Below are 21,808 nucleotides of genomic sequence, written 5' to 3'. Positions count from 1 at the left end.
CACCGAGCGGTGAAATGTCTGCGCCATGCCGTACACATGTGCAGCATGGCATTCGTAAATGGCTCGCGCCCCACCATCGCTCAGGACCAGGACGGCAACCTCTTCGACTGGAGCACCCGGTTCGCCGAGATCCTCCTCGACCTGGACCCCGACTTCCCCGTCGTGCCCGAGGGGCTGAGGACGCACTTCGACTACTTCTGGGTCGACGGAGCGGACCGAAACACGATCATGGCGGCGCTCAATCACCCGCGGCTCTACGAAGACCTCGAGCCCCTTCCGGGAGCCATCGACGCGGTCCTGGAGATGCACTCGATGGGCATGGATGTGTTCGTCGTTTCGACGCCGACGTGGACCAATCCGGGGTGCGTCGCCGGCAAGCTGAAGGACCTCGAAAAGCACCTCGGTGAGGGGTGGGACAAGCGCCTGATCCTGACCCACGACAAGACCGTCGTGAAGGCGGATGTCCTCATCGATGACAAGCCTCTGATCACCGGAGCACACACGCCGACGTGGACGCATGTGATGCGCGATCAGGACTACAACCGGTACATCGAAACGCCCCACCGGATCACCGACTGGGCCAACTGGAAGGACGTCGTCATGCCCCTCCTGGAAGGCGCAGAGATCTCCGCCTGAGCCGGGCCGGGGACGCCCCCTGCGAGGGGCTCAGTGAGCTGCACGAGGCCGCTTCCACACGATGGAGGCGGCCTTTCGTGCGTCTGGAGGGGCTCCACAGGCGGCGACCACGGAAGCAGAACGGCTTCATGGACGCGTGCTAGAGCATTGCTGCTGCATGCTCAGGGAGGCCGATCGTCGTTTTCGACCCCTCGGCGGACCCGAACCCTCGAGGCGAAGGGTGCTGGCGAGTGGTGGTGCTTCGCGACAGGGACGTAGGGCCCGAGACTCCATACCCAACGCCCGGACCCAGAAAAGGCCACCCTTTCGGTGGCCGTGGTACCCCTCGTCGCTGTGTGCCGGAATATCGCTCCTCAGGGTACCACGAATCGCCAAATTCACAACTCGGTGCATTCGGGCCGAATTGGCCTGTCCCACCCTTGTCCCACCCGTGTCCCACCCGTGTCCCACCATCCGCGGGACACCATTTCGAGGTATAACGCCTAGTCAGAAGCTCATTGGGTTTCACCAATCGGCGTGTCCGACCTGTCCGCGGGGAAAACAGGACCCTTTAAGGGAGAGGGGGCATTAGTACCGATCAAGGAGGGAGGATCGAAGCAATAGGAGCCCTATGTGTATAGATAGTAGTTAAGTGGTCGGACAAGTTATATCTATCTAGGGCCCTGCTTCCCTTTACTGGAGCGGAAGTTGTTGTCCGACCAGGTGGTCGGACAAAGGTGGGACAGGCCGGACAGTGGTCGGACAGGCACTTGTCGGCCGGAGCAGCCCCAATCCGCTCCTTTAGCGCCCCTCCTCCTCACTCATCGGTGACCTGCCGCCCAGGCCCGCACCAACGCCTCGAAATGCGAGCCGCACACACCTAAAATGAGAGCTGCGGCGCTGGGCCGCTCGAAAGGTGCATGACATGTCCGGTTTCAGCCCACACCGCGTCGACCGGGGCGTTCGCGCGGGCGGCCAGTTCGCACACTCCGCACACGCAGAATCCGTCGTCACCCTCTCCGGATCCTCCACGCTCACCGTCGACGAAACTTCCCTCGAAGCACCCCTCCAGGCATCGCCTCGAACCTCCTCGCCGGCACCCTCCCAGTGGGACCTCGCGGACGCCGCCCGGACCCAGCTCACGGCCCCAATCCGTGCCGCCGAAACGGTCTCCGACATGGACCGCGCGCTGGCAGCGTACGCCTCCCGCACGACGAAGTCCGGGACCTGGCACGACTACCTCCCCGACCTCCACGGAGGGCTGCCGAACCGCAGCCAGCTCCTTGCCGCGATGCGCGCCTTCGAGGACGCCCCGAAGCGCCTGGCGAACCTCCCGTCCGTCCGCGCGGCCACCGATGCCCTCGCCGTCATCGAACGCCGCAAGGCCGAGTTCTTCGCCCAGCGCCGGAACCATGAGCGCACCCACGGGAGCCTCGCCGGCTTCACCGTCCCCCGCCCGGACATCAGCGCCGAACGGATCGCCCTGGCGTCCGCCGCTCCCGCGGCCGCCGGCGAGCACGTCCGCGAGGTGTACCCGACGGCGGCCGTCATGACGTTCCGCAAGGACAGCACCGGGAACCTGTTCCTCGCCGCCGCGTTCGACGCCCAGCGCGTCGAGGTCGCCGGCTACCGGAAGAACCAGCTGGACCCCAAGAGCCAGAAGGCCGAGGAGATCATCCGCGACGCCATCGAGACGCACGGGCTGGTCGGCAACTGCATGATCGAGGACGAGCAGAGCCTGTCCATCCACATCGACCGGGCCCGGGCCTGGGCCTGCTACAGCGAACCCCGCGGACCGCAGGCCATTCACCGCCGCGACATCATCGAGCGTCGACCCGGCGCCGCCGACCGCGTCGTCCAGCCCCGCGGGATCTTCCGGCCCACCGCGTAGCGGTTTCTCCGAGCTGCCGCACACATGAGGGCAGACAATCCGCATGTGACCGGGACCAGACGTCCCGCGCTGGAGTCGGTAACCTGCCGGCCCGGCACCCGGATGACCGATGGGAGCATCTTGAACCCCGCAGGCACCGTCACTAACTTAGAGGTGAAGCCGCACGACGATGGCCACCTCAATCGTCGGCCTCAGGGTGGAGAGCGCTGGGCTCCCCGTCTACGCATGCTTACCTACATGAAGTGCCAGACTCTGCGGAAGTGCCATGAAGAAACCAGCGCAGCACGCCCCGAACCCGGTGTAGCCGCCTATCCCTTCGCTCAGGGCTGCGCCCAACAGCAGGGAGTCCGACTGTGACCGCATCGTCCGTCCACGCCCAACGCCTCGACTCCGCGTGCACCTATCAGGACTCGGCCATGCCGTCGTGTCGTGACCCCTACTGGGACCGGCTCTGGTTGCCGGGCTCGCAGGCGCTATGGGCCGACGGGGAGATGTCGTGCCACCGGCGCGAAGGACTTACCCGCGTGAACAACCGCTTCGTCGTGGACGACGAGGAAGGGCTGGGGCTGCTGCCTTCCCACCGCGGCCGTGTCGACCGGCACGGCCTATGGAGTCGATAATACCGAGGCTGCGTTCAATAGGATTGCTTCCATTCACTTCACCGAGAGACTGCTATGACCGACACCTTGACCGTCCCAGCGTCCACTACGCCGGAGACCGACCCCTTCGTGCAGCCCATCGTGCTCCTCGTGGACAGGAACGACCCTGCCCCTGAAGCGGACGGCATCTGCTCGGCCGCGATCGCCAGCGTCAGCGCCTACGCCTCGGACCTGCTCACGCCCTGTGGTGACACGACCAGCTGGGAGGCATGGCTGGACGGACGGTTCACGAAGTCGGTCCGCCGGGCGGACGTGAAGGCCTACTCGAAGGTGGTCAGCGAACTCCACAACGAAGCCACCGAGGCCGTCGTCGGCCGCGCCCGGGCCCTCGCCTTCCGTCCGGCGCCGTACGAGCAGTACCCGAAGACCCTGGCACGTCTGCAGGTCTCCGGCACGCACCTCCCCCAGGTTCCGGGCACCCGCCGCGCGAGCGACGGCACCGCGCCGAACCCGGTCATCGTCCTCAACGCCGATCTGGAGATGACCACGGGCAAGGCGGCAGCACAGGCATCGCACGCCCTCTTCGCGTGGTTCCTCACGCTGGACGAAGACACGCAGCGCGCATGGTCGGACAAGCTGACCGGCACCGTCCTGTTCCTCGATGCCGAGGATTTCACGGCGTTCCCGGCCAAGGCTGTCCCGGACTCGATCATCGTCGACGCCGGACTCACCGAGATCGCCCCGTCGAGCACGACGGCGTACGTCATGGTGCCCACCGGACCGATTGTGAGACGGGGGCGTACTTGGCGGAACTTCTCGGCCACTAGCCCCTAACGCTAGGCGCTAATTTCCGCGAACCGCCGTCGAGGACTGGCGACTCAAATTGGCGGATTGTCGAGGGTAGCTTTCAACGCACGGGACCCCGATCATGCGGAAGGTGCAATCAGCAACTCTTCAGACTAGGGGTCAGCCCCATTACGGGCCTTGAAGTAGTTCTTGCGGGGGCTTGTCAATGCGGTGTCGGCTCCTGACGATTGGCCGCAGACGACTTTCTCCTCGATACCGGCTTGCGCCACCTGCACGCAGTTAACTATTGAATCTACGTTGATCATGTGTAGTTGCTCCGGAAGGCAAATCCCACGTCCGGGTGGTGTTGTCAGCACCGCCGGGAAGGCCACGCGTCCCGTTGGGAGTGATGGCCGCATCAACCACGAGGTCAGTGTGACCGGCTAGCAAAGCACGTCAGCGTCGACCGCCCTTCGACCCAGTAGCAAGCGCACTAGGTGAAGGTAACCCTACAATCTTCGCCCACGCTGATCACTAAGTGCGCTCCAGCCATTCCGGACGGAGGAACAACGAGAGGGGCGCGATGGAAGAGGTCAGGACCATGCTGTCTGTTCATCGCCATCGTTTGAGACATCTACCGCCAAACCCATGTTGTCCATGTCATGGGAGCCGCTTGCCGCGAACTCCAGCGATCCACGCTCATAGGCTTGTTCCCCCACCATTGACTCTGACTTAGCTGAGGAGATTGGGTTCACCAGGTCCAAAATAAAGTGGTCCACAATTTTCGCTCGATAAAACTCCAATTGCAATTCTCTTCTGTTGTCTGAACAAATCTCATAGATTGGAGCGACTCGCCAATCTGAGGGCAAAGCCACGCTTTCTAGCCGCAGCTCAGATTCGGGACCATGAAATGCCCAAGTCACGCGGTCCATCATTCTCTGTGGTATACGGCGGCGCCCTAACGCGACTTCCTCTGCTACAACTGCAACTTCACCTACCGCGTGCTCCCATTCCGTCGAACTAGAGAAGAGATAGAGCCTTAGGAACTCCATCCGCTCATCGGTTAGGTCTTCCATTGAAGCCTGAATGGCTTCACCGAAACTCCCATCGAAGCTAAGTGACCTTGGGTCGTCCTGAAGGACCCAGGAACAGTTGACGAGATCCATCCGATCTTCATCAAACTTATTGAGATCTTGGGTGACCTCCCGTATGTCATGTATCCCATGTTTTATTGACAATCGTTGAATATTAGATGAAAAATATCCGCACCACTGTCCCATGTCGATCCAATTGGCCATCTCGCGCAAGAGGAGTAGCCTGAGGTTGCCTCCGCTAGGTTCTTCCTGATTTGTACTGTCGTTCTCAATGAAGCGCAGAAGCGGTTGAACATAAGCGGCTTCGAAAGATCTAAGACGATATTCCTGAGCGCGACTCATTTCAGCGTCCTTTTTCTACGAAGTACCAAGGCCTGCGATACCCGGACCGGGGTTTGCATACGGTGCCGTGCGACTGGCCGTCCACTGAAGCCCTGAATGAGTCGGTCTCGTATATTTCGGCCAGCACAACTTCGTCTGGGTTCGCCCAAAGAGTCCTCGCTTGCAACGCTGAGAGCTTCGTGCGCTCGAAGAGCCTCTCTGTTCTTCGGCGGGTGTCCGCGATTAGCGAAGACCCCGGCTGCAGGTCGGTGTAGGCCGAAGACATCCGAAGGAACAACTCTATTGCCGGCCAAACACCCGCGCCCTTTACCACCGCAAGAAAGCCCGCGGGCCGGAAACCCGCACTGGCCGGACTGAAGAGTCTTGTTTGAGCGGTAAGGATGACATGCGGAGGTTCATCGGATCTATTCAGCGCATAAAGCCAGTCTTGTGCTGCTTGCGCGAGAGCACACCGAATGATTAGACCTCCAAGGGAATGCCCCACCAGTATCAATTCCTCGTAGGGCAACTGCACATCTTCGCGCGCTGCTACTCCTCCTACATTCATTGCTGGAGGGAAGGGCCTTGGGTAGAATCGGGGAAGCTCAGTGTTTAAACGATCCGCAACAGAGGTTATGTTGTCGCGAGTGGATGCATAGCCCACAAACAGCATGTCGGACTCCATCCACCATGTGCTCACGCGCCCACTCCGCCCAAATTCCGTCCACGTGGTGACGGCATGGCCTCTGAAGCCATGGACGAAGACGATAAGACGGCGTGCTCTGCGGTGGGAAACGTACAGTACCCAGGGGTGTACGTCGGCTACAAGGAACGCAGAGTGGTTCTCTGGATGTGCCATACCGGGATCTTAGACCTGATTCGCTTCTACGGGGAGCGGCAGTTGGCGGCACCTGCAGTCAGGTTGTGCGACTTGGTGGTCCAATTGGCTTGACGCAGCCAAGAGTATTTATTGCGCGACGAATTGCGGCTCGGCGGCGGCGACGACCATCGTGCCGGAACCATCGATGTAATTACCTCGACGGGATTCTTGCCACCGCCCGGGCGCGAACCGGTTGAACGATGCCTCAACACCTGCGCCCGGAATGTCCAGACCCTGCTATCGAAACCTCGCTGCTTGGCTAGCCGGTGAAAATCCTTGCTCAGAAATTGCTGTTCCAGCAGGGCGACGGGAGGCAGCAGACCATTCTGCCGGGACCGGCAGGTCGAAGGACGAGTCCTCGGGTCCGCTCGGGGAATTTTAGGTGAGGGTGCCAGCGATTCGATACCGGAACCGATTGGGCGGCGGAATGAAGGCGTGTAGTGCTGGAAGCCGTACCCCATTCGCATCCGTGTAAGTCTGCGCCGGACCTGCCGTTGCTCGCCCCCTCCGCTGGGCTGGACGAGGGACACCGCCCTGATCCTTGGCGAGGGCGCTACCACTCCGGGCCTTCTCCCTTTGCGCCTCTTCGGGGCCCGCGGTTGCTGGACGCTTAGGCGGCTACGTTCACCGCAGTGACGCAATGCTCATTATTTGCGCCTGCTTAGGGGCACCGGTAGACCTTGCAGAGACCAAAGCCGTTGATTGCTTAGAATGCACCCCGCTCACTGGGAGTCTCAACAGATTCCTTGTCCGGAGGAGTACTGGAAGCCGGACTGCATGATGCGTTCCGCTTCCGCTCATCCCAGGTGTCGACGACGGGCACTGTAGTATCTTGATGCTGAAATGCTGGGTATAAGACGGACCGCTTCCTTGATGAGCAGCGCGGCCGCTGCGCTCTTTCACCCGGCAGCAGGCAGCAGGCAGCAGGCAGCAGACGACTTGAACATCGAACACAGCCCCATCCGCGGACGCTCCCGGTCCGGAGGGGCCGCCAACCGTTGAAATCGTCTGGCGGGGCGGCTGTCCCTTCAGCAACTGGTATATTCATCCAAGCCTTGCCATAAAACCCGCTGGGATGCACTCTAGATCTAATCTGCTTCATCCTCCGCGCAGAATGATCCCCAAGTCCATTGGGCGACCTATCTCAATGCATGGATCTTGCGGTGCTCCGGTCTGCCGTTAAGGGGAGGTGACGACGTTCGACTCCACATCTCTTTCCATGAGAAAGACAGTAGTTCTAGGCGTCTTTGGGGATCACATCTAAGGCCGAGAGCCTAATGGCATTACCGAACCGTCATTCATCAATGGACCGCGCCTGAGGCTTGACACACTGCCGGGTTGGGTGTGAATTAAAGATGCGTACGGCGAAAGCAGGGCTCCCGTCTGATCATTCTCGCGGTAATCACCGCTCGTGGGCACCAGCGCTCTAATTGGTCTGCCACGAGTCAAGAATCCGTTCAATGGCATTATGCAGCGCTTCCTTCGAGTTGTACGCGGTCTCTCCAGGCAAAGTGCTGGCTTGAAGGACCGCGCGAACACCGCCCTCGTCGTGCCACATGCGAACCACCAGCACGATCGGTTCCCGTCTCTCAACCATCCACACAACTTAGGACAGTGGTGTTGTCCCGATGCACCTTCTGGCGTCTCACGCAAACGAATATCGAACGACGGTCGAACGCCAGATCATGAGGATGGGGCCACAACCAGCAGAATAAGGGATTCCCATGACGATACAGCTCGCCACCCAGTCCGATACAACTTCCGCTTGGCAGCGCGGTGAACCAATGGCGCAACAGGTGCCCGAAGGCCGCCTTGTCACCTTGCTGGGTGACTTCGAGATGTCCGCAGACAGCGGTCCGGTCCGCGTTCCGGCCAACGTCGAGCGGCTCGTGGCCTATCTGGCGATCACTGCGACCCCGCAGCCGCGCGCGAAAGTGGCGTGCACCCTTTCGATGGACGTCCCTGAACCTCGGGCGGGTGCTCGTCTCCGGGCGGCCTTGTGGCAGGTAGAAAAGACTGCCCCCGGGTGGGTGTGCCGTGACGGCTGTCGGCTCTACCTTGCACCGGAAGTGGTCGTTGACCTGCCTCTCGCGTTCGCTCACGCTCGCCGCATTGCCAATGAGGCGCAAGGACTTGCGGTCGACGACGTGGGGATCGATGACCTGATGTTTGATTTGCTCCCACACTGGGATGAAGAGTGGTTGATTTTTGAACGCGAGCGAATGCGTCAGCTTCGCGCCCACGCATTGGAGACGCTGTGCGTGCTGTTGGCAAAGCGCGGTCAACTCGCCCAAGCAATCGACGCCGGTATCACTGCAGTCGCCATCGAGCCCCTGCGCGAGAGCGCCCATCGTGCCCTGATCACAGCTCACCTTACGGAGGGCAACGTCAGCGAAGCGCGGCGCGAGTTCTTTAGCTACCGCGACTTGCTGGAGGAGCGTCTCGGAATTGCGCCGACATGTACGCTCCGAGATCTCGTGCTCTCTTCTAGGCAGCACTGATCGGAGCGGGTTGACCCCAGCGAACGACAGTGGAACGCCAGACGCACGCATCAACAACGAGTGTCCTCGCATCCTTGTCTACGTAGCGACGACCTTGAGCTCGGGAGGGCAGCATGAATACTTCCACGGCGTACAACGATCAGTCTCAGGCGCGTGAGGAGGCTCTCCAGGGCGGTGACCATCCTGGAGGCGCGAGCTTCTCGCCCTTCATATCCAATCAGCTGGTTCCCGCTGCTGACGTTATATCCGCAGCGCCCACAGCATTTTCTGAAGGGCTAGCTAGCCCCTTTAGCGAGGCTGCAGGGGCTCTCTCCGAGGGCGAGTTGGAGAATGAGGCCGTCGAGGCCCTGCTCGGCGAGCTCGAAGACGAGGAGTTCACCGCCGCACTAGAGGCCCTCACTCAGGAGGCAGTCGCGCGGCACGCGCAGGCATTAAGCGGGTGGTCTCAAGAGGTGGCGGGGACCCCTTCACTAGCCGTCACTGAGGTCGCCCAATGGCTCGAGTCCGTCGCCCAGGAGGCCGGCCACCGGCTGCAAACCATCGCGGAGCGATTTGGAAACCGTACCGTGGACTCGTTGGACGAGTCGGAGTTCGAAGTCTTCGAGGCGGATCTTTCTGAGTCGGCCCGACCGACCTCGCCCCTAGACGCTCAAGAAGACTTCCTCAAGAAGCTCGTCAGCAAGGTGTCAAAGATCGGCCGCGGAGTCGCCCGAATGGCTGGCAAGGGACTCTCTGCCCTTTCTCGGTTCCTTCCGATCGGCAAACTGATCAACGCCGTGCGCCGGCTGGTCCGACCACTGCTGCAAAAGGTACTTGCTCGTGCAATTGGCCACCTGCCCGCCGCCCTGCAACCCGCAGCCCGCCAGCTTGCTCAGAAGTTTCGCGGGGAAGTTGAAGCCTTCGAGCCCCTGTCTTTCGGCGAATTCGAGGCCGGTCTCGCAGCAGAAACGCTGACCGACGAGTTCGATCGCCGCCTTGTGAGCCATCTCCTTGCGTCGGACGAGGTAACCGCGGAGGCGGAGGTGGCGGAGTACGAGGCAGCAGCTGAGCAACAGGCTGCGGAGCGCTCCGGTGACCGAGTCGCGGCCCTCGACGCAGCGCGTCAGGAGCTCGCAACATACTTCGGCCAAGCCGAACATCAGGCCGACCCAAACGCACAGATGCAGCAATTCATCCCGGCGGTTCTACCGCTAGTCAAGCTTGGGATCTCCGTGGTCGGTCGTCAACGCGTCGTCACACTTGTGGCCAAGCTGATCGCTCGACTAATTCAGCCCATGGTGGGGCACGCACTCGCCCCGGTCCTCTCCAAGCACCTAGCCAGCTCGGGTTTGGCTCTCGTAGGACTTGAGGCGGAGGCCGCAATGGAGACATCGACGTTGGGTAGTGACGCCTTAGTGTCGGTGGTCGAAGACACCGTGCGCGAAGTATTCGCGTCCGAGCCGGAGGTGCTCGAGAACGATCTCCTGGCAGCGGGCATCGTGCAGGAAGCGTTTGCCGAAGCAGTTACCCGGCACTTACCTGCCGAGGTTCTGAAAGCAGAGTTGCGCGACGAGGCAGAGGCGGAGGACGAGCGCGGAGTGTGGGTGATGATGCCGCGCGGTGGGGGGGCGCCGTATCGCTTTCGCGTATACAGTCAGCGCATTCCAATTCTGCTTCATCGGGCAGCCGCGCGACATATTCTGCTCGGTGACGGCGAGACCTTGGAGGATCGGCTTCTAGAAGCGGGCGTGAACACGTTTCCGGCGCCTCTGGAAGTCGAGGCCTATGAAATGTTGCCAGGCGGCGAGGTCGGGCACATCGTTGGAGCCGCGATCGGGGAGTCCTTTCCGGGGGAGGCGGGCGTTCTCGCTACCGAGTTTGAAGCCCTGGACGAGGCGCCCCGGCTCAACGTTCTCCTGCCCTCTCGGGTGGCGGGGGCCTCTGCGCCCGGTCAGCGCGGTCGCTTGCGGCGCTATCTGCGAATACGATCGGGTGGCCTCCCCCTACGCCGCCATTCGCCTCTCTCGGTGCGCCTCGACCTCACCGCGCCGAAGCCTGTGCTAACCGTCCGCGTCATGTTAGGAGAACGACGCGCCCACTTGGTGGCGACGCAGCTAGACCGACGTGAGTATGTCCCAGTGATAGCCACTTTCCAAAAATGGATCCGTGGCCCGATGCGCCCAGTCCTAGGTCGCCGGCTCTTTCGGGTGCTCACCAGAAGGGGCGTCACCGTCACCAACGCAGCCACCACCAGACAGGCCGACCGGTTAGTTGATGCCGTGGCTCAGGCCTTCTCGGCCGGGATCGTACCGGCGGCAGCGCGCTTGGCGGCAGCAGCCAAGGATCCGCGGGCCGGTGTCACCGTCGCGTTTGCCTTCACCTTCCCCTCACGAGACGCGATCATCACAGGTCACCCCGGCAAGCCGGTCATGTCAGTCACCGCGGGGTGGCACCGTGGCTGATCTGATTTCTTTGACGCGGGCGATCCAAAGCCAGACCATCGCCGAAGTCCAGCACTGGCGACTGGCTATTGAAGCGCTGGCTGACCTCGATACCGTCGCCGCCCCGGCAGCATGGGCATCGATGGAGGTGTATCTTCGCGAGCAGGTGCGTAGCCGGCTAGCCGGAATCGTCTCCGGCCTGGTCGCTGAAGCGGCGGTTCTGGAGGGACGTGCCGCCTCGGGGCGCGACATCCGTTCAGTGCGCCGGGACGTGCTGCGTCTTCGGCAGCGCTACCTTCAGGTCGAAACGGTGCTGGACTACTTCGGTGACGCGATCAATACTCGGACGAACCCCGCCATGCAGAACCTGCTGCGCGGCTACGACACCTTAGCCTCTGACTCGATGGCTCGTACGCTGACGCCTCTAGGCATCGACGCCCCGCCGGCGCTGGTGTACATCGATAAAGGACTTGGCGCGGCCATTCTCAGATCAGGGGTTCGGCTTTGGGATGCGGGGCACCCGTCACCCGCCGCAGCGATTAAACTGACTCGCCACAACCTATCGTTCCCTACTGCCATGCTCCACGAGACCGGGCACCAGGTCGGACACGTTACGGGCTGGAACGCAGAGCTCGCCGAGGCGCTCACCACTACGCTGGCGCCGCGCTCACGAGAAATCGCCGAACTAGTAGCATCATGGGCCGGGGAAATCGCAGCCGACGTTCATGCGTTCGGCCAGGCTGGCTGGGCCCCGGTGGTCGCTCTCGCCAACGTAGTTGACGGCACAGGCGCAGCGGTTTATCGCATTCGTCCCGGCGACCCCCACCCATTTCCGCTAATTCGTGTCCTGATTAACGTTGCCCTCTGCCGTTCCTGGTTTGGCGAAGGGCCATGGGATCGCGTGGCTACGGCCTGGTTGGGCCGCCACCCCATCGCTGGTGCTCCTCCCGAGGTAGCGGGCATCACCCGAACCATAGTCGCTGCCCTTCCTGAAATGGTCGACGTCTGCACACGCCGCCCCATGGCCGCATTCCACGGCCAGCCGTTCGCTAAGGTGGTCGATCCTCGCCGTGTTCGCCCGAACGCGATCCAAGACTTCGCTCGATCCGCTGGCGACTCGCTTGCCGTCTCCGCGTATCTCCGGCGGCGTGACCCAATTCGGGTGTTTGCACTCTTGGCGAGTCGGATTGTCGAAGATCCGGTGAGGGCGACGGCTCATCGCGCCGCACTGCTGCGCTGGCTTACCGACCTTGGGGCCGACGACCAGTCACGCACACCCAGCAACCGCACTTCCACCGCTGCCTAATCGTCATAGGAGGAGTTCTCATGGCACAAGACACCCCAGAGCAAGCAGTCCCAAACCCACCGTCGACGCAAGACGACATCGTCGACCTCAAAGCCATCGTGGGGTTACTGACAAAGCTGTTAGAAGGCGCGAACAGCCCGACGCCGACGACGGCCATCACGGCCAGCGACACCGTTGAGGCCAGCGACACCGTCGAGGCCCGCGACACCGCGTTCCGTTACAAATTGCTGACGGCGCTGACGGGAGCCGGCAGCCTAGACCGACTCGTCACAGCAGTTACCAGGGACCGCCAGGATCTTCTGATCGCTCACCCGGCCGGGCAAGAGCCTGGTACGAACCTGTCACTGGTGAACAATGGGAAGACGTTCGAATTCGAATTGTCTGGCGACCGAGTAACCGCCAGCGAGATGAAAAAGGCCGGCGTTGACGTATTCGGCCACCTCGATTCCTTCGTCCTCCGTTCCGGCCCAGGAGGGCATATCATCGCCGTCGCCCCGGCACTCGCCGCAAACCTGGCTCCCTCCAAGGCATCCTGATCGGAGTCCACAATGTTTCTATCACTTGCTAACCTCTTCGGAACGACACCCGCTCTACAAAATCAAGCCCTGCTCGTCAACGCTTTGCAGATTAGCCGGTGGCTTGACGAGGTATGGGCGGCTGGCGGACGTATCCCACCGATACTAACTACCACGAACAGCCCACCGTTCCTAGGCTCCACGGCCACCATACCTGCCTATCAGATGCCCGCGGCGCTGCTCGCCACACGTGCCTCCGGAATCGATATTAAAGACCCTGATGCCTTCTCCAGGGCAGCGGGGCCGACAAGCGACGCCGCCGGATTACCGCTGCTCTGGGACCACCTCTTCTACGCCTACGTCATCGAGAGCACTGGTGTCTTCGAGATTTTCACCGAGGTAACACGGCGACTCCTTGTCGGCGAGACCCTGGGTACACTGAGTGACGCCTCGGTGCAGTGGCTGCGCACCACCGAGGACCTGTTTTTCAAGGACCCACCATTGTTCGCCATCACCAGCGTCCTTTCCGACCTTCGTCCGCAGGCCAGGTTGAACCGGCGCAATGCCTACTGGCGAATGTTCGGCTTGGACCTGCCGCACCAGATTCCAGGTCGATGGGGGTCAAGCAACGAGCTCGCATGGAAAACGGACACGGGACCAGGTGTGAACGCCGACTTCCGGTCTAAATGGACGGAGCTACTCCGGCAGGTCTGGCTCGGGATCGAGAACCGCAGCAACAGTTCAGGCGCGAAGCCAACCGACCCCACTTACATCCTCCTCCTCTGCGACGCCCTACGAGACATGATGAACAACCGCCGACGCGGTGGCCAGCTTGCCCGTGAGGAGTTTGCTTACGTCACGGCGATGAGCTGGTTCCACCTCACCGTCGCAAACAACACGCCAATCGTCGTCGACCTTCAGGCAAGTGCCACAAGCCCAGCCGATCGGCTCGCCGCTGTTGCCCAACGAGTCGGAATGAACCCAGCTGCGCGCTCCCGAGAGCTCTTCAATCTCGCGCAACCCGCATCTCGCATCCTCCGCGCCATTGAATTGAACATTTTTGCAACGGCAACCAGTGCCTCGCAACTGTTCAATGACCCACTGCTGAGCAATGACGTCACTTTCGTTATCGATAACTGGCAATCCGCCACGGGCGAGAGGGTCAAGGAGCGCCCGGCTGGCACCGTCCCGAATTCCCAACCGCTGCGGGTTCCGGCACCGACGCCCTCGAGCGTCGTTCAGGCTTAGGAGAACACTGATGGACACGTTCAACGAGGCGACCGGGCCTTTCGCTCCAGAGTATACCGAGGCGCAGACCGAGGCCCAGATCGACGGGGTGCCGAGTAAGGCGTGGTTTGAAACCGACCTAGCTACTCCGGAAGTCAGCGAATGGGAGCAGCAGGCCTTCGACGACAACATGTACTTGGAGGAAGAATGGAAAGGAGATTTGGAAGTCAGGGCTCCCTTTAGCTGCGAGGACCGCAGGACCGACCCGATGGACGCACATGAGAGCGCCGGACCCAGACCTACCCTCAGGCGAGGTAGCCGAGGCGCCGAGGTAAAGCGGGCACAGACGCTGCTCAATGATTTCCTACGCCGTATCGCTTCCGGCCCGCAGGAATGTGTGGACCGCTCAACTGCCCGCATGGCGCGAATGCAGAGTCTTTTGTTCTCGCTTCGGCGCCAAAACCAGCTGCCGCTCAAGGTAGATGGCGTCTTCGGGCCGAATACCGAAAACGCCACCCAGCTCTTTCAGTTGTGTCTCGGTCTGGTGCGAGACGGCATTATAGGGAACGTCACCTGGCGCTATTTGGAGCAGAATCCGTCCCACGGGCCCCGCCGTCGCAATCCACCGGACACAGCCGGTTGTGGAGTGCCCGAGCGTCCATCCGCCGAGTTCGAAGCTGAACTCGATCTCGAACTCGAAATGCTCGGCGAGACCCGACGCCCAGCAATGACTGCAGTAAGCCCGGCGCTCAGCTTGTTCCAAAATTCATCGATTACGAGCCACCGCAACCATTTTCATTGCCAAGCGAGCCGGATCGCCCGCATGCTCCGGGCCTATGCGAATCCTCGAGTGGACCAATGCACACCTTGGAGAGTGGGGCCAACGGCTTACGACACCGGCGCGGACATCATTGCTGCGATCACCGCCGCTAGCGCCTGCCTCAAACGGCCGATCTCGTCACTTCATATTGTGGGGCACAGCGCCTCGTATGGTGCCTTCGGAGCCACGCGGGGTTCGGACGGGATCTATATCGAGGCCGACCCTGTGGATCGGGCGACGGGTGCCCGCGCGATCGCGGACATCCCGGTCGATGCCCTCGCGAGCAATGTAGTGGTCGTCCTGCACGGATGCAACCAAGGCTCCGGGTCAGACAGCTTTGCAGAAATGCTGTACCGACACCTTGCTGCATTTCTCACCTCACCTGTCGTGTTCGCGCATCCCAACCAGGGGTGCGCAGGGCGAGACAACAGTTGGCGTCGGTTCGACGGCCGCAGCCCCGCTGGCCGCTCGGAACGTTCAATAGCGCCCCACTACTCCGGGCATGGCTGCTGCACGCCCGGTCAACCCAGCAGGGAGACGGAAGGAGAGTCGGCATGGTCCGGCGAGTCCCAGATCGTGCCCTCCTCCGCATGGGGAAACAAGGAGACGATTCTGAACGGGCAGTGGGAGTCGAGCCCGGAGCATGAGCCCGCGTGGAAGGAGACGGGCCTGGAGGCGTCACGACGTCCGTGCGGCTGCGGACAATGAGTGACCGGTAGGTTCGTTCCCACCACGCCTGCTCCCGACTCTTCACAGGACGCTGCCCGATCGCGCTGCATGGGGCGGGCTGGTCATGGATCAGCCAGCCCCGGTCGAACCACTCCGAGTGCAGGCGGGCCTGCTTGTCGATGGCAGGGTGCACGCGGCGGACATCGACCCTGCACCATGCGGCGACCACCGACGCCGGCACGCCTCGGGAGTACATCAGCAGCCATTCCTGCCTGTTCTCGCACGCACCATTTGGGTACTCCCCCATCGGCAGGATCAGGTCATCAAACCTCATGGAACCTCATGGAACCTCACAACCTCTCACCAAGTTTTGCCCCTTCAGCTGGCCCAGTCGGTGTTGTAGCCGGGGTGGCTGGCCCCGGGCAGCGCGAGCAGCTCCAAGATGGTCCGCATGTAGTGCTAGTCCCCGACCGGCTCATGGTTCCAGTCGATGCTCTGTACATGAGCCACCAAGCGCCGCTTCGACACGCACTCCGCCGTCCCCAACACAGACGGACTCTACGCATTCGTCATCGACCGCCTCACCGCAAGACCAGAAGTCGCAGACGTCAACACCAGCGTCGTTTACTCACACCTTCTCATCACGCCAACACAGGATCCGGAGGGGACCGCATCCTCATGAAACTGCTCGGAGACCAGCACCGCATCTCGCACCATGGTCCTGATTCAGGCCGCCCTCGTGGTCCCCGTTCGCGTTGACATTTTCACCCGGGTTCAAACGGGACCGATAGCGGGCAGAACGAGCACTTGCAATGGGCGTTGTACAGTCGTTCCCTGGGGGTTCATTGATTCGGTTTGAATAACTCAGGAGGCTAAAAGATGGCGCAGCGTGTTCAGGTGCAGTTGGTTGATGACCTCAACGGCGAAGAAGCCCAAGAAACAGTCCGGTTCGGGATCGATGGCACCGACTACGAAATCGACCTCACCACGGACAACGCCGAGGCACTGCGCGCGGCACTGGCTGAATATATAGGCGGGGGCCGGAAAGCCAAGAGCGGGCGAAAAAACCAGGGCGGACAACAGGGCTCCTCGAGCTCTTCCACGTCGACGAGCCGGGTCAAGCGTGAAGACACGCAGCAGATTCGCCAATGGGCCCAGGATCACGGATATAATCCCAGCTCACGCGGCAGGATCACCCAATCGATCATTGATGCCTACAACGAAGCCCACTAGACCCCGTAACTCCACCTCTAGACTCCCTGAATGGAGCATTGGAATGTAATGCAGGCTTCAATTGGGGCACTCATTCGGGTCTAATAGTCACGAAATCTGCATGACCGGGCACGGATCACGGTGGCAGTACTGTTCAGAGTTCTTCTTCTGACGACCCAGCACGCCACCGAGGGGGCGGCCAGTTTTGGGGCTCCACGTTGGGAGGCTTGGGCGTTACCGTGTGGTTTCCTTCATCCCAATCAAAAGCAGGGCCCGGACTCCATGCCCAGGGTCCCTCAAAATTGACCCAGCCGGCGCCGAAGTCGGCCCCCCTGAACGTCGTGTTCTCGCCGCTGAAGGTCGCCTTTTTGAATGAGGTTTTCACACCGACGAAGGCCGAATCGTCAAACTCGACGGTCCTGCTGCTGAAAGCCCCCACCCAAAATTGGTGATCGCACCGCTGAACAGCGCCTCCTCGAACCAGACGGCCCCGCCGCTGAAGGTCGCCCCGTAAGGCCTAGTGGTCTCACCACGGAAGGGCGCTCGGCGGAAATTGGTGGTCTCACCGCAAAAGGTCGCTAAGTCGAAATCAGTGTTCTTACCTCGGAAGGTCGCCCCAGAGAACAAAATTTGCCCACTGCCGAAGGTGGCCCGACTGAGTACGGTATTCCGGCCGCTGAAGGTCGTGGCGCTGAACCAGGTGTCCCCACCGCTGAAGGTCGTCCCGTAGAATATAGTGTTCTTACTATGGAAGGTTGCCCGATTAAACATGGTGATCTCGCCACTAAAGGACTCGAACGATTGTCTGGCGTACTACCTTGTCGTTCTGGCGGTACTGGAACTGGAGCTCCTGTTCGGAACCACCCTTAAGAAGAAGCCTCCTGAGCATGAGGCCCGACTGGTGATTGTTGCCCAACTCCGGCGAGTAGGGCAGCCGGAGATAGCCACAGGGCACATCAATGCACTGTTGCCGCTTCAGCTTGGATGTCTGATCGGCGACGCCGTCCATCGCTTAAACACCAACCAATCGCACAGCCACATCGGCATCCCCGAGTTGTCTGGCTGCGGCACCGAATGATCAAACGAACCTGCCTTGCTCAAGATCACGTTGCCGCCGGTACGCCACCACGAGGGCGACTACCTCTCCTACGCCAGCAGCGATAGTCAGCACCAACTTGGTCAGATCGGCTGGCGATGTCTCCTGCGTACCCACGTTCACAGTGGCGAGACCAGCCGGTTGACATCGGCCTCCAGTGACAAACTTTCCGGCCCTGCATGTGCCCCATCGCTGTAAGGAGACTCGTACAGCGCCCCAACATGTACCACGCTCTTTTTGGTGAGTTGTTGGACGACCATGTCGGCGAAGTACAGCTGGTCGGAATTGAGTGTCCTGTCCCCTAAGAACTCCGACAGTGAGTCGAGCGCGGCTTGACAGTCCATGCCCACAAGGGACCGAAGGAAGAGGCATGACCCCTCAACCTGTGTGGCGGCAGCCTCAAGTTCCTCAGGTGTACCCTCGTCCTTAGCGACGAGACCAAACCTCCTGAACCCTAGCCTCAGCTCGTCTTACCCGCCACCGGCTGAGTATCGAAGGCACTCGTCCGCTCTGAAAGGCTCTCAAGAGCTCTTTATTTAAACGATTTATAAGAGCTCCAGACACGCCCAGTAGTTGATCTTGCGACTCCGTGCTTAGCCGCTTGAAGGTGGCAACTTTATCAGGCAGAAGCGCTGCAGATCTAAGTGGTTCACGGAAGCCTGGAAGTATATAGACAGTTGCTAGCCGAACCTTCTCCAAGTCTTTCTTAGCCTCCATTGCCCTCGCTTCCCATTGACTAGCATCTTGCCCCTGTCGGTAGCGTTTTCCCATGACTTGAGTACACGCAGCAACCTGGTGTAGCGCGCTCCCAAGGGTACCTAGGTGTGGAGTGAGCGCTTGCCTATAGGCGGCTCGTCTCGAGTCGGTTCTGGACGAAGCCACCGTGACAATGAGACTAATTAACACCGCTACTCCGGACAGTCCCGCCGCAATCAGGGCGGCGTGAGCCTCAGAGAGCGTTGCAATAAAATCTTCCACAGCACATCCTTCTGTTGAGACAACATCTGCCCGACATCGCACCTCGGCGCCCTGAAGCAACGCCGGCTCGTTTCACTGGCAGCACCTAAAAAATATGGCAGTCCGTCAACCTGCGGTGGTGCACTGCTTCCTATCACTTTTTACGGGAAGCATCATCAACGATAAGGCCAGCGAGGTTTATTGGCTAAGGGATCGTGTTCACGGACACAGCCTCTAACCAACCCTCAGTGGTCTCACCGTTGATTGTTGCCTCAACCGCTTGAACAACCATTTGGACCTTTGTACCGTCCCGCCATCCGGCAGCATCCGATTCATCAACGAACACGGGCAGGTCCTGGGCTCCCCCCTGAGCTTTCACCGAGACGGTGAACTCGCCGGCCGCACCGGTCATCCAGAACTCGGACATGAACAACTCGCCACTCAGCCGAAACTGGTCCCCGGTCTTGATTCCACCCATCTGATCGGAGTTGACTTTGTCTAACAGTTCATCGACGGTGATAGCCGTGATCACAGGGGCAGCACGCGGGGACTCGACTGGTGGTGCCGTCGTTTCAGTCGGCGCCGGCCGTGCTTCTGTTTCCGCGACCTGGGTCGGAGTCGCCGACGGGAGCGCCTCGGCACTGTTGTCTGAACTATCCCCTCCCCCAACCGCGCCGATGATGAGCGATCCGACGACAAAGAGTGCGAGCAGGCCGCCGCTCGCCCCGATCAGCTTCCATGGAATCTCTGGCTTCGGGCGCCGGAAGGTCAGCTCCGAGCGCACTGTCCCCTGTTCCTGAGAGACAAACTCCCAGCCTTCTTTCTCTAACTTGGCTCTAGTCCTAGCTTCCAAGCCGCGAACCGTCTTCACGGACCTCGTCTCGTAATTCACACCCGTTGCTGACGTCATCCTGAAGCTCCCCCTAGGCCCGAGAATCGAGCACTTTACGAGAGCTTAGAGCGGTGCTCAAGCGTCTCCAAGTCACGCTTCGGAGCCGACGCAAAGCGCAACCTTCGTCAGCATGGTATCCATACCTAGCCTGAAGATTTGCATGAGGATAGACTGCCCCAGAAGGGCCAGAGGCGCGGGCAACGACGACCATCAAACCAGCGTCGTCTGCCCGAGATCGTTCTTTTGCCGAGGGTCCTCAACTAGTCCTGCTGCTGGTTCCAAACCGTCTTACGGTAGGGACAGTACGGCCCGCCTCCCGTAAACTTCAGTCGAAATGAGCTAGGACGTTTAGCCAGCCATGGGTAGGGAATGTGAGAGGTGACCCGAAGTCATATGACAACGGCCCAGCGCGAGGTTGAAATCGCTTCAAAATTGATCCGACTCGATGCCAAGAGGCGAGAAGAGTTGACGGCGTGCGGCGATCGCCTGAGGTGGGATTTCAAGTGGGCTGATCCGCAGGACGATTCGCAGACTATTCTCAACGCCATCGCTTTGAAGATCGCGCTCCTGTGGGACGAACGCCTCGTAACGGCAGCAAATTCTCCAGTAGTGTGTCGGCGCGTGGAGGACTACCTTCCAGGCCTGTCCGAACTTGCCGCACGCGATCACTTGCAGATGCGAGAAGTGTCTTCATCTCTGCCGATGTTGCAGGTCGTCGAATATCTAGAGTTGCTGGCAACACCATCCGCACTACCGGTCGAGGTCGGCGAGCTCGTCGTGATGTCTGGATTGGCACGACAGTTGATCATGCGCGCAGTAGCTACGGCCGCCTCGCTGGACACGGCTTTGGAGGAACGCGCGCCTTTTGTCCTCCGACCTACCGGAAATGTTGACTGGCATCCTGCCCCAGGTGCAGGAATTCATGATCACGCCCCTTGGGTCACCGGTATCGCCCAGATTCATGCCTGTGTGGCGGGCTGGGATGCCGCGTGGACGCTTCCACCCCGGCCGCCCCTTGATGCCGACGTCCTGCCGAGATGCGCCTATTTTGCCCCTTTGGCACTGCTGATGTTCGGTTGCCTTTCTTGGACAGATCCAGCCGTGGGTATTGCTCGATGGATCAACTTGGGCATGCCGGTGGACGATCCGGTTCTGAGGCTGATTAAGTGGCAGTGGGGTAAGTGGGCCCTAGCTCATGCGCTTGGGCAGGACACGCTCACGTTTTGGACTTACGGCGACGGGTACAGACTGGCCGAAGGCCTGACAAAAGAACAGACCAGCCTCAGAGATTCCGCGAAGGCCGGCCGATCCTTTCTGGAATACTCGGAATACGGCCGCAGACAATTGCAGTTTGCGGACCAGCTCCACATGCAGACTCACGTCCAGTCACAACTTGGGCGACTTGACGGCCGAAGGCCGGCGCGGACCGTCCTCGTCAACGAGGACCGCGCCGTAATCGTTTTCGACGAATACAGCGGTTGGTGGGAGGCCCTACGTGAAGAGGGCAACAACCTGCCGCCACTCCGCGCTGACGATGAGCGCGTAGTCCACGTCCTGTCGAAAGGGGTAGGGCTGCTCGGGGAATTTCGGCATTCAAAGCTTTCCGGGCGCTGGTACGTCGGCTCCCACGAAACACACCTGCTGGGATGGACCACGCCCTAGCGGCTCTTTGGACTGCGCGTCAGTCCAAGAGCTCGGGTCAGCATCTCCTCGGCAATACCTGTAGGCACCGCCCCACGGACCTCGACCACCCGCCTAGCCCTACGGCCGGGCGGGTTTAGTTTTACCCTCTGCCGCACACATGAGGTCCATGAGCCTCACAATCCCCGACACCGTGCGCCCGAGCCGTCTCGCTCCGGAGCAGTCCCTGGGTGGATTCGTGCACGGCCCGTACCAGTTCGACAACCGGATCTGGACCCCTGAGGCGATAGACGAGCACGAGGACTTCGTCCGGCACATGGCCGTCGCCTGACTTCACGCATAGGAGTCGATGGCAACACCGGCATC

At 61.0% G+C, this 21,808-nt stretch carries 17 protein-coding genes; 13 read left to right on the top strand and 4 right to left on the bottom strand.

The genetic code is table 11. The features are described 5' to 3' along the window. Nucleotides 1–45: 45 nt before the first annotated feature. The 3 genes from ACX80K_RS10760 to ACX80K_RS10750 all read left to right on the top strand — a co-directional run bounded on the left by ACX80K_RS10760 (nucleotide 46) and on the right by ACX80K_RS10750 (nucleotide 3,939). Nucleotides 46–636, top strand: coding sequence for a 5' nucleotidase, NT5C type (locus ACX80K_RS10760; RefSeq protein ID WP_459271863.1), 591 nt, complete (start codon nucleotides 46–48; stop codon nucleotides 634–636). Between the two features lie 904 nt (nucleotides 637–1,540). Continuing rightward, a complete protein-coding gene (locus ACX80K_RS10755) occupies nucleotides 1,541–2,506 on the top strand; it encodes a hypothetical protein (RefSeq protein ID WP_459271862.1) in 966 nt (321 codons plus the stop codon). A 674-nt stretch (nucleotides 2,507–3,180) separates the two neighbouring features. After that, nucleotides 3,181–3,939: a peptidyl-tRNA hydrolase gene (locus ACX80K_RS10750; protein WP_459271861.1), complete on the top strand. Its 759-nt coding sequence runs from the start codon at nucleotides 3,181–3,183 to the stop codon at nucleotides 3,937–3,939. Nucleotides 3,940–4,484: 545 nt separating this feature from the next. Here ACX80K_RS10750 and ACX80K_RS10745 read toward each other — a convergent pair. Further along, entirely contained in the window at nucleotides 4,485–5,327 is an 843-nt protein-coding gene (locus ACX80K_RS10745; protein WP_459271860.1) for a hypothetical protein, read from the bottom strand. 1 nt (nucleotide 5,328) lies between these two features. After that, on the bottom strand, nucleotides 5,329–6,165 hold the full coding sequence (locus ACX80K_RS10740) for an alpha/beta fold hydrolase (RefSeq protein ID WP_459271859.1): 837 nt from the start codon (nucleotides 6,163–6,165) through the stop codon (nucleotides 5,329–5,331). A 1,745-nt stretch (nucleotides 6,166–7,910) separates the two neighbouring features. On the opposite strand from ACX80K_RS10740, the gene ACX80K_RS10735 reads away from it, so the two are divergent. The 8 genes from ACX80K_RS10735 (at nucleotide 7,911) to ACX80K_RS10700 (ending at nucleotide 17,934) form a co-directional block, all read left to right on the top strand. After that, the gene (locus ACX80K_RS10735; RefSeq protein ID WP_459271858.1) at nucleotides 7,911–8,687 is read left to right on the top strand and encodes an AfsR/SARP family transcriptional regulator; all 777 of its coding nucleotides are present in this window, start codon (nucleotides 7,911–7,913) and stop codon (nucleotides 8,685–8,687) included. Nucleotides 8,688–8,800: 113 nt separating this feature from the next. Next, nucleotides 8,801–11,128, top strand: coding sequence for a hypothetical protein (locus ACX80K_RS10730; protein WP_459271857.1), 2,328 nt, complete (start codon nucleotides 8,801–8,803; stop codon nucleotides 11,126–11,128). After that, a complete protein-coding gene (locus ACX80K_RS10725) occupies nucleotides 11,121–12,413 on the top strand; it encodes a hypothetical protein (RefSeq protein WP_459271856.1) in 1,293 nt (430 codons plus the stop codon). The genes ACX80K_RS10730 and ACX80K_RS10725 overlap by 8 nt, the downstream gene beginning before the upstream one ends. Before the next feature lie 20 nt (nucleotides 12,414–12,433). Then, nucleotides 12,434–12,949, top strand: coding sequence for a hypothetical protein (locus ACX80K_RS10720; protein ID WP_459271855.1), 516 nt, complete (start codon nucleotides 12,434–12,436; stop codon nucleotides 12,947–12,949). 204 nt (nucleotides 12,950–13,153) lie between these two features. Next, nucleotides 13,154–14,176: a hypothetical protein gene (locus ACX80K_RS10715; RefSeq protein WP_459271854.1), complete on the top strand. Its 1,023-nt coding sequence runs from the start codon at nucleotides 13,154–13,156 to the stop codon at nucleotides 14,174–14,176. 10 nt (nucleotides 14,177–14,186) lie between these two features. Continuing rightward, nucleotides 14,187–15,683, top strand: a complete 1,497-nt coding sequence (locus ACX80K_RS10710; RefSeq protein ID WP_459271853.1) for a peptidoglycan-binding domain-containing protein — start codon at nucleotides 14,187–14,189, stop codon at nucleotides 15,681–15,683. 840 nt (nucleotides 15,684–16,523) lie between these two features. Next, nucleotides 16,524–16,877: a histone-like nucleoid-structuring protein Lsr2 gene (locus ACX80K_RS10705; protein WP_459271852.1), complete on the top strand. Its 354-nt coding sequence runs from the start codon at nucleotides 16,524–16,526 to the stop codon at nucleotides 16,875–16,877. Nucleotides 16,878–17,625: 748 nt separating this feature from the next. After that, complete coding sequence (locus ACX80K_RS10700; protein ID WP_459271851.1) at nucleotides 17,626–17,934, top strand: hypothetical protein; 309 nt, start codon at nucleotides 17,626–17,628, stop codon at nucleotides 17,932–17,934. A 137-nt stretch (nucleotides 17,935–18,071) separates the two neighbouring features. Here ACX80K_RS10700 and ACX80K_RS10695 read toward each other — a convergent pair whose 3' ends face one another. After that, entirely contained in the window at nucleotides 18,072–18,296 is a 225-nt protein-coding gene (locus tag ACX80K_RS10695; RefSeq protein WP_459271850.1) for a hypothetical protein, read from the bottom strand. 818 nt (nucleotides 18,297–19,114) lie between these two features. Next, nucleotides 19,115–19,819 carry a hypothetical protein gene (locus ACX80K_RS10690; RefSeq protein ID WP_459271849.1) on the bottom strand — a complete coding sequence of 235 codons (705 nt, stop codon included), beginning with the start codon at nucleotides 19,817–19,819 and terminating at the stop codon, nucleotides 19,115–19,117. Between the two features lie 375 nt (nucleotides 19,820–20,194). Between ACX80K_RS10690 and ACX80K_RS10685 the strand changes: the two genes are divergently transcribed. Then, nucleotides 20,195–21,463 (top strand): hypothetical protein, encoded by a 1,269-nt coding sequence (locus tag ACX80K_RS10685; RefSeq protein WP_459271848.1) that lies wholly within the window; start codon nucleotides 20,195–20,197, stop codon nucleotides 21,461–21,463. 148 nt (nucleotides 21,464–21,611) lie between these two features. Next, complete coding sequence (locus ACX80K_RS10680) at nucleotides 21,612–21,773, top strand: hypothetical protein (RefSeq protein WP_459271847.1); 162 nt, start codon at nucleotides 21,612–21,614, stop codon at nucleotides 21,771–21,773. The last annotated feature ends 35 nt before the right edge of the window (nucleotides 21,774–21,808 follow it).

Source organism: Arthrobacter sorbitolis, assembly GCF_054510995.1.
The sequence above is the reverse complement of the archived record's forward strand: the minus strand, read 5'-3'. Positions and strand labels throughout refer to the sequence as shown.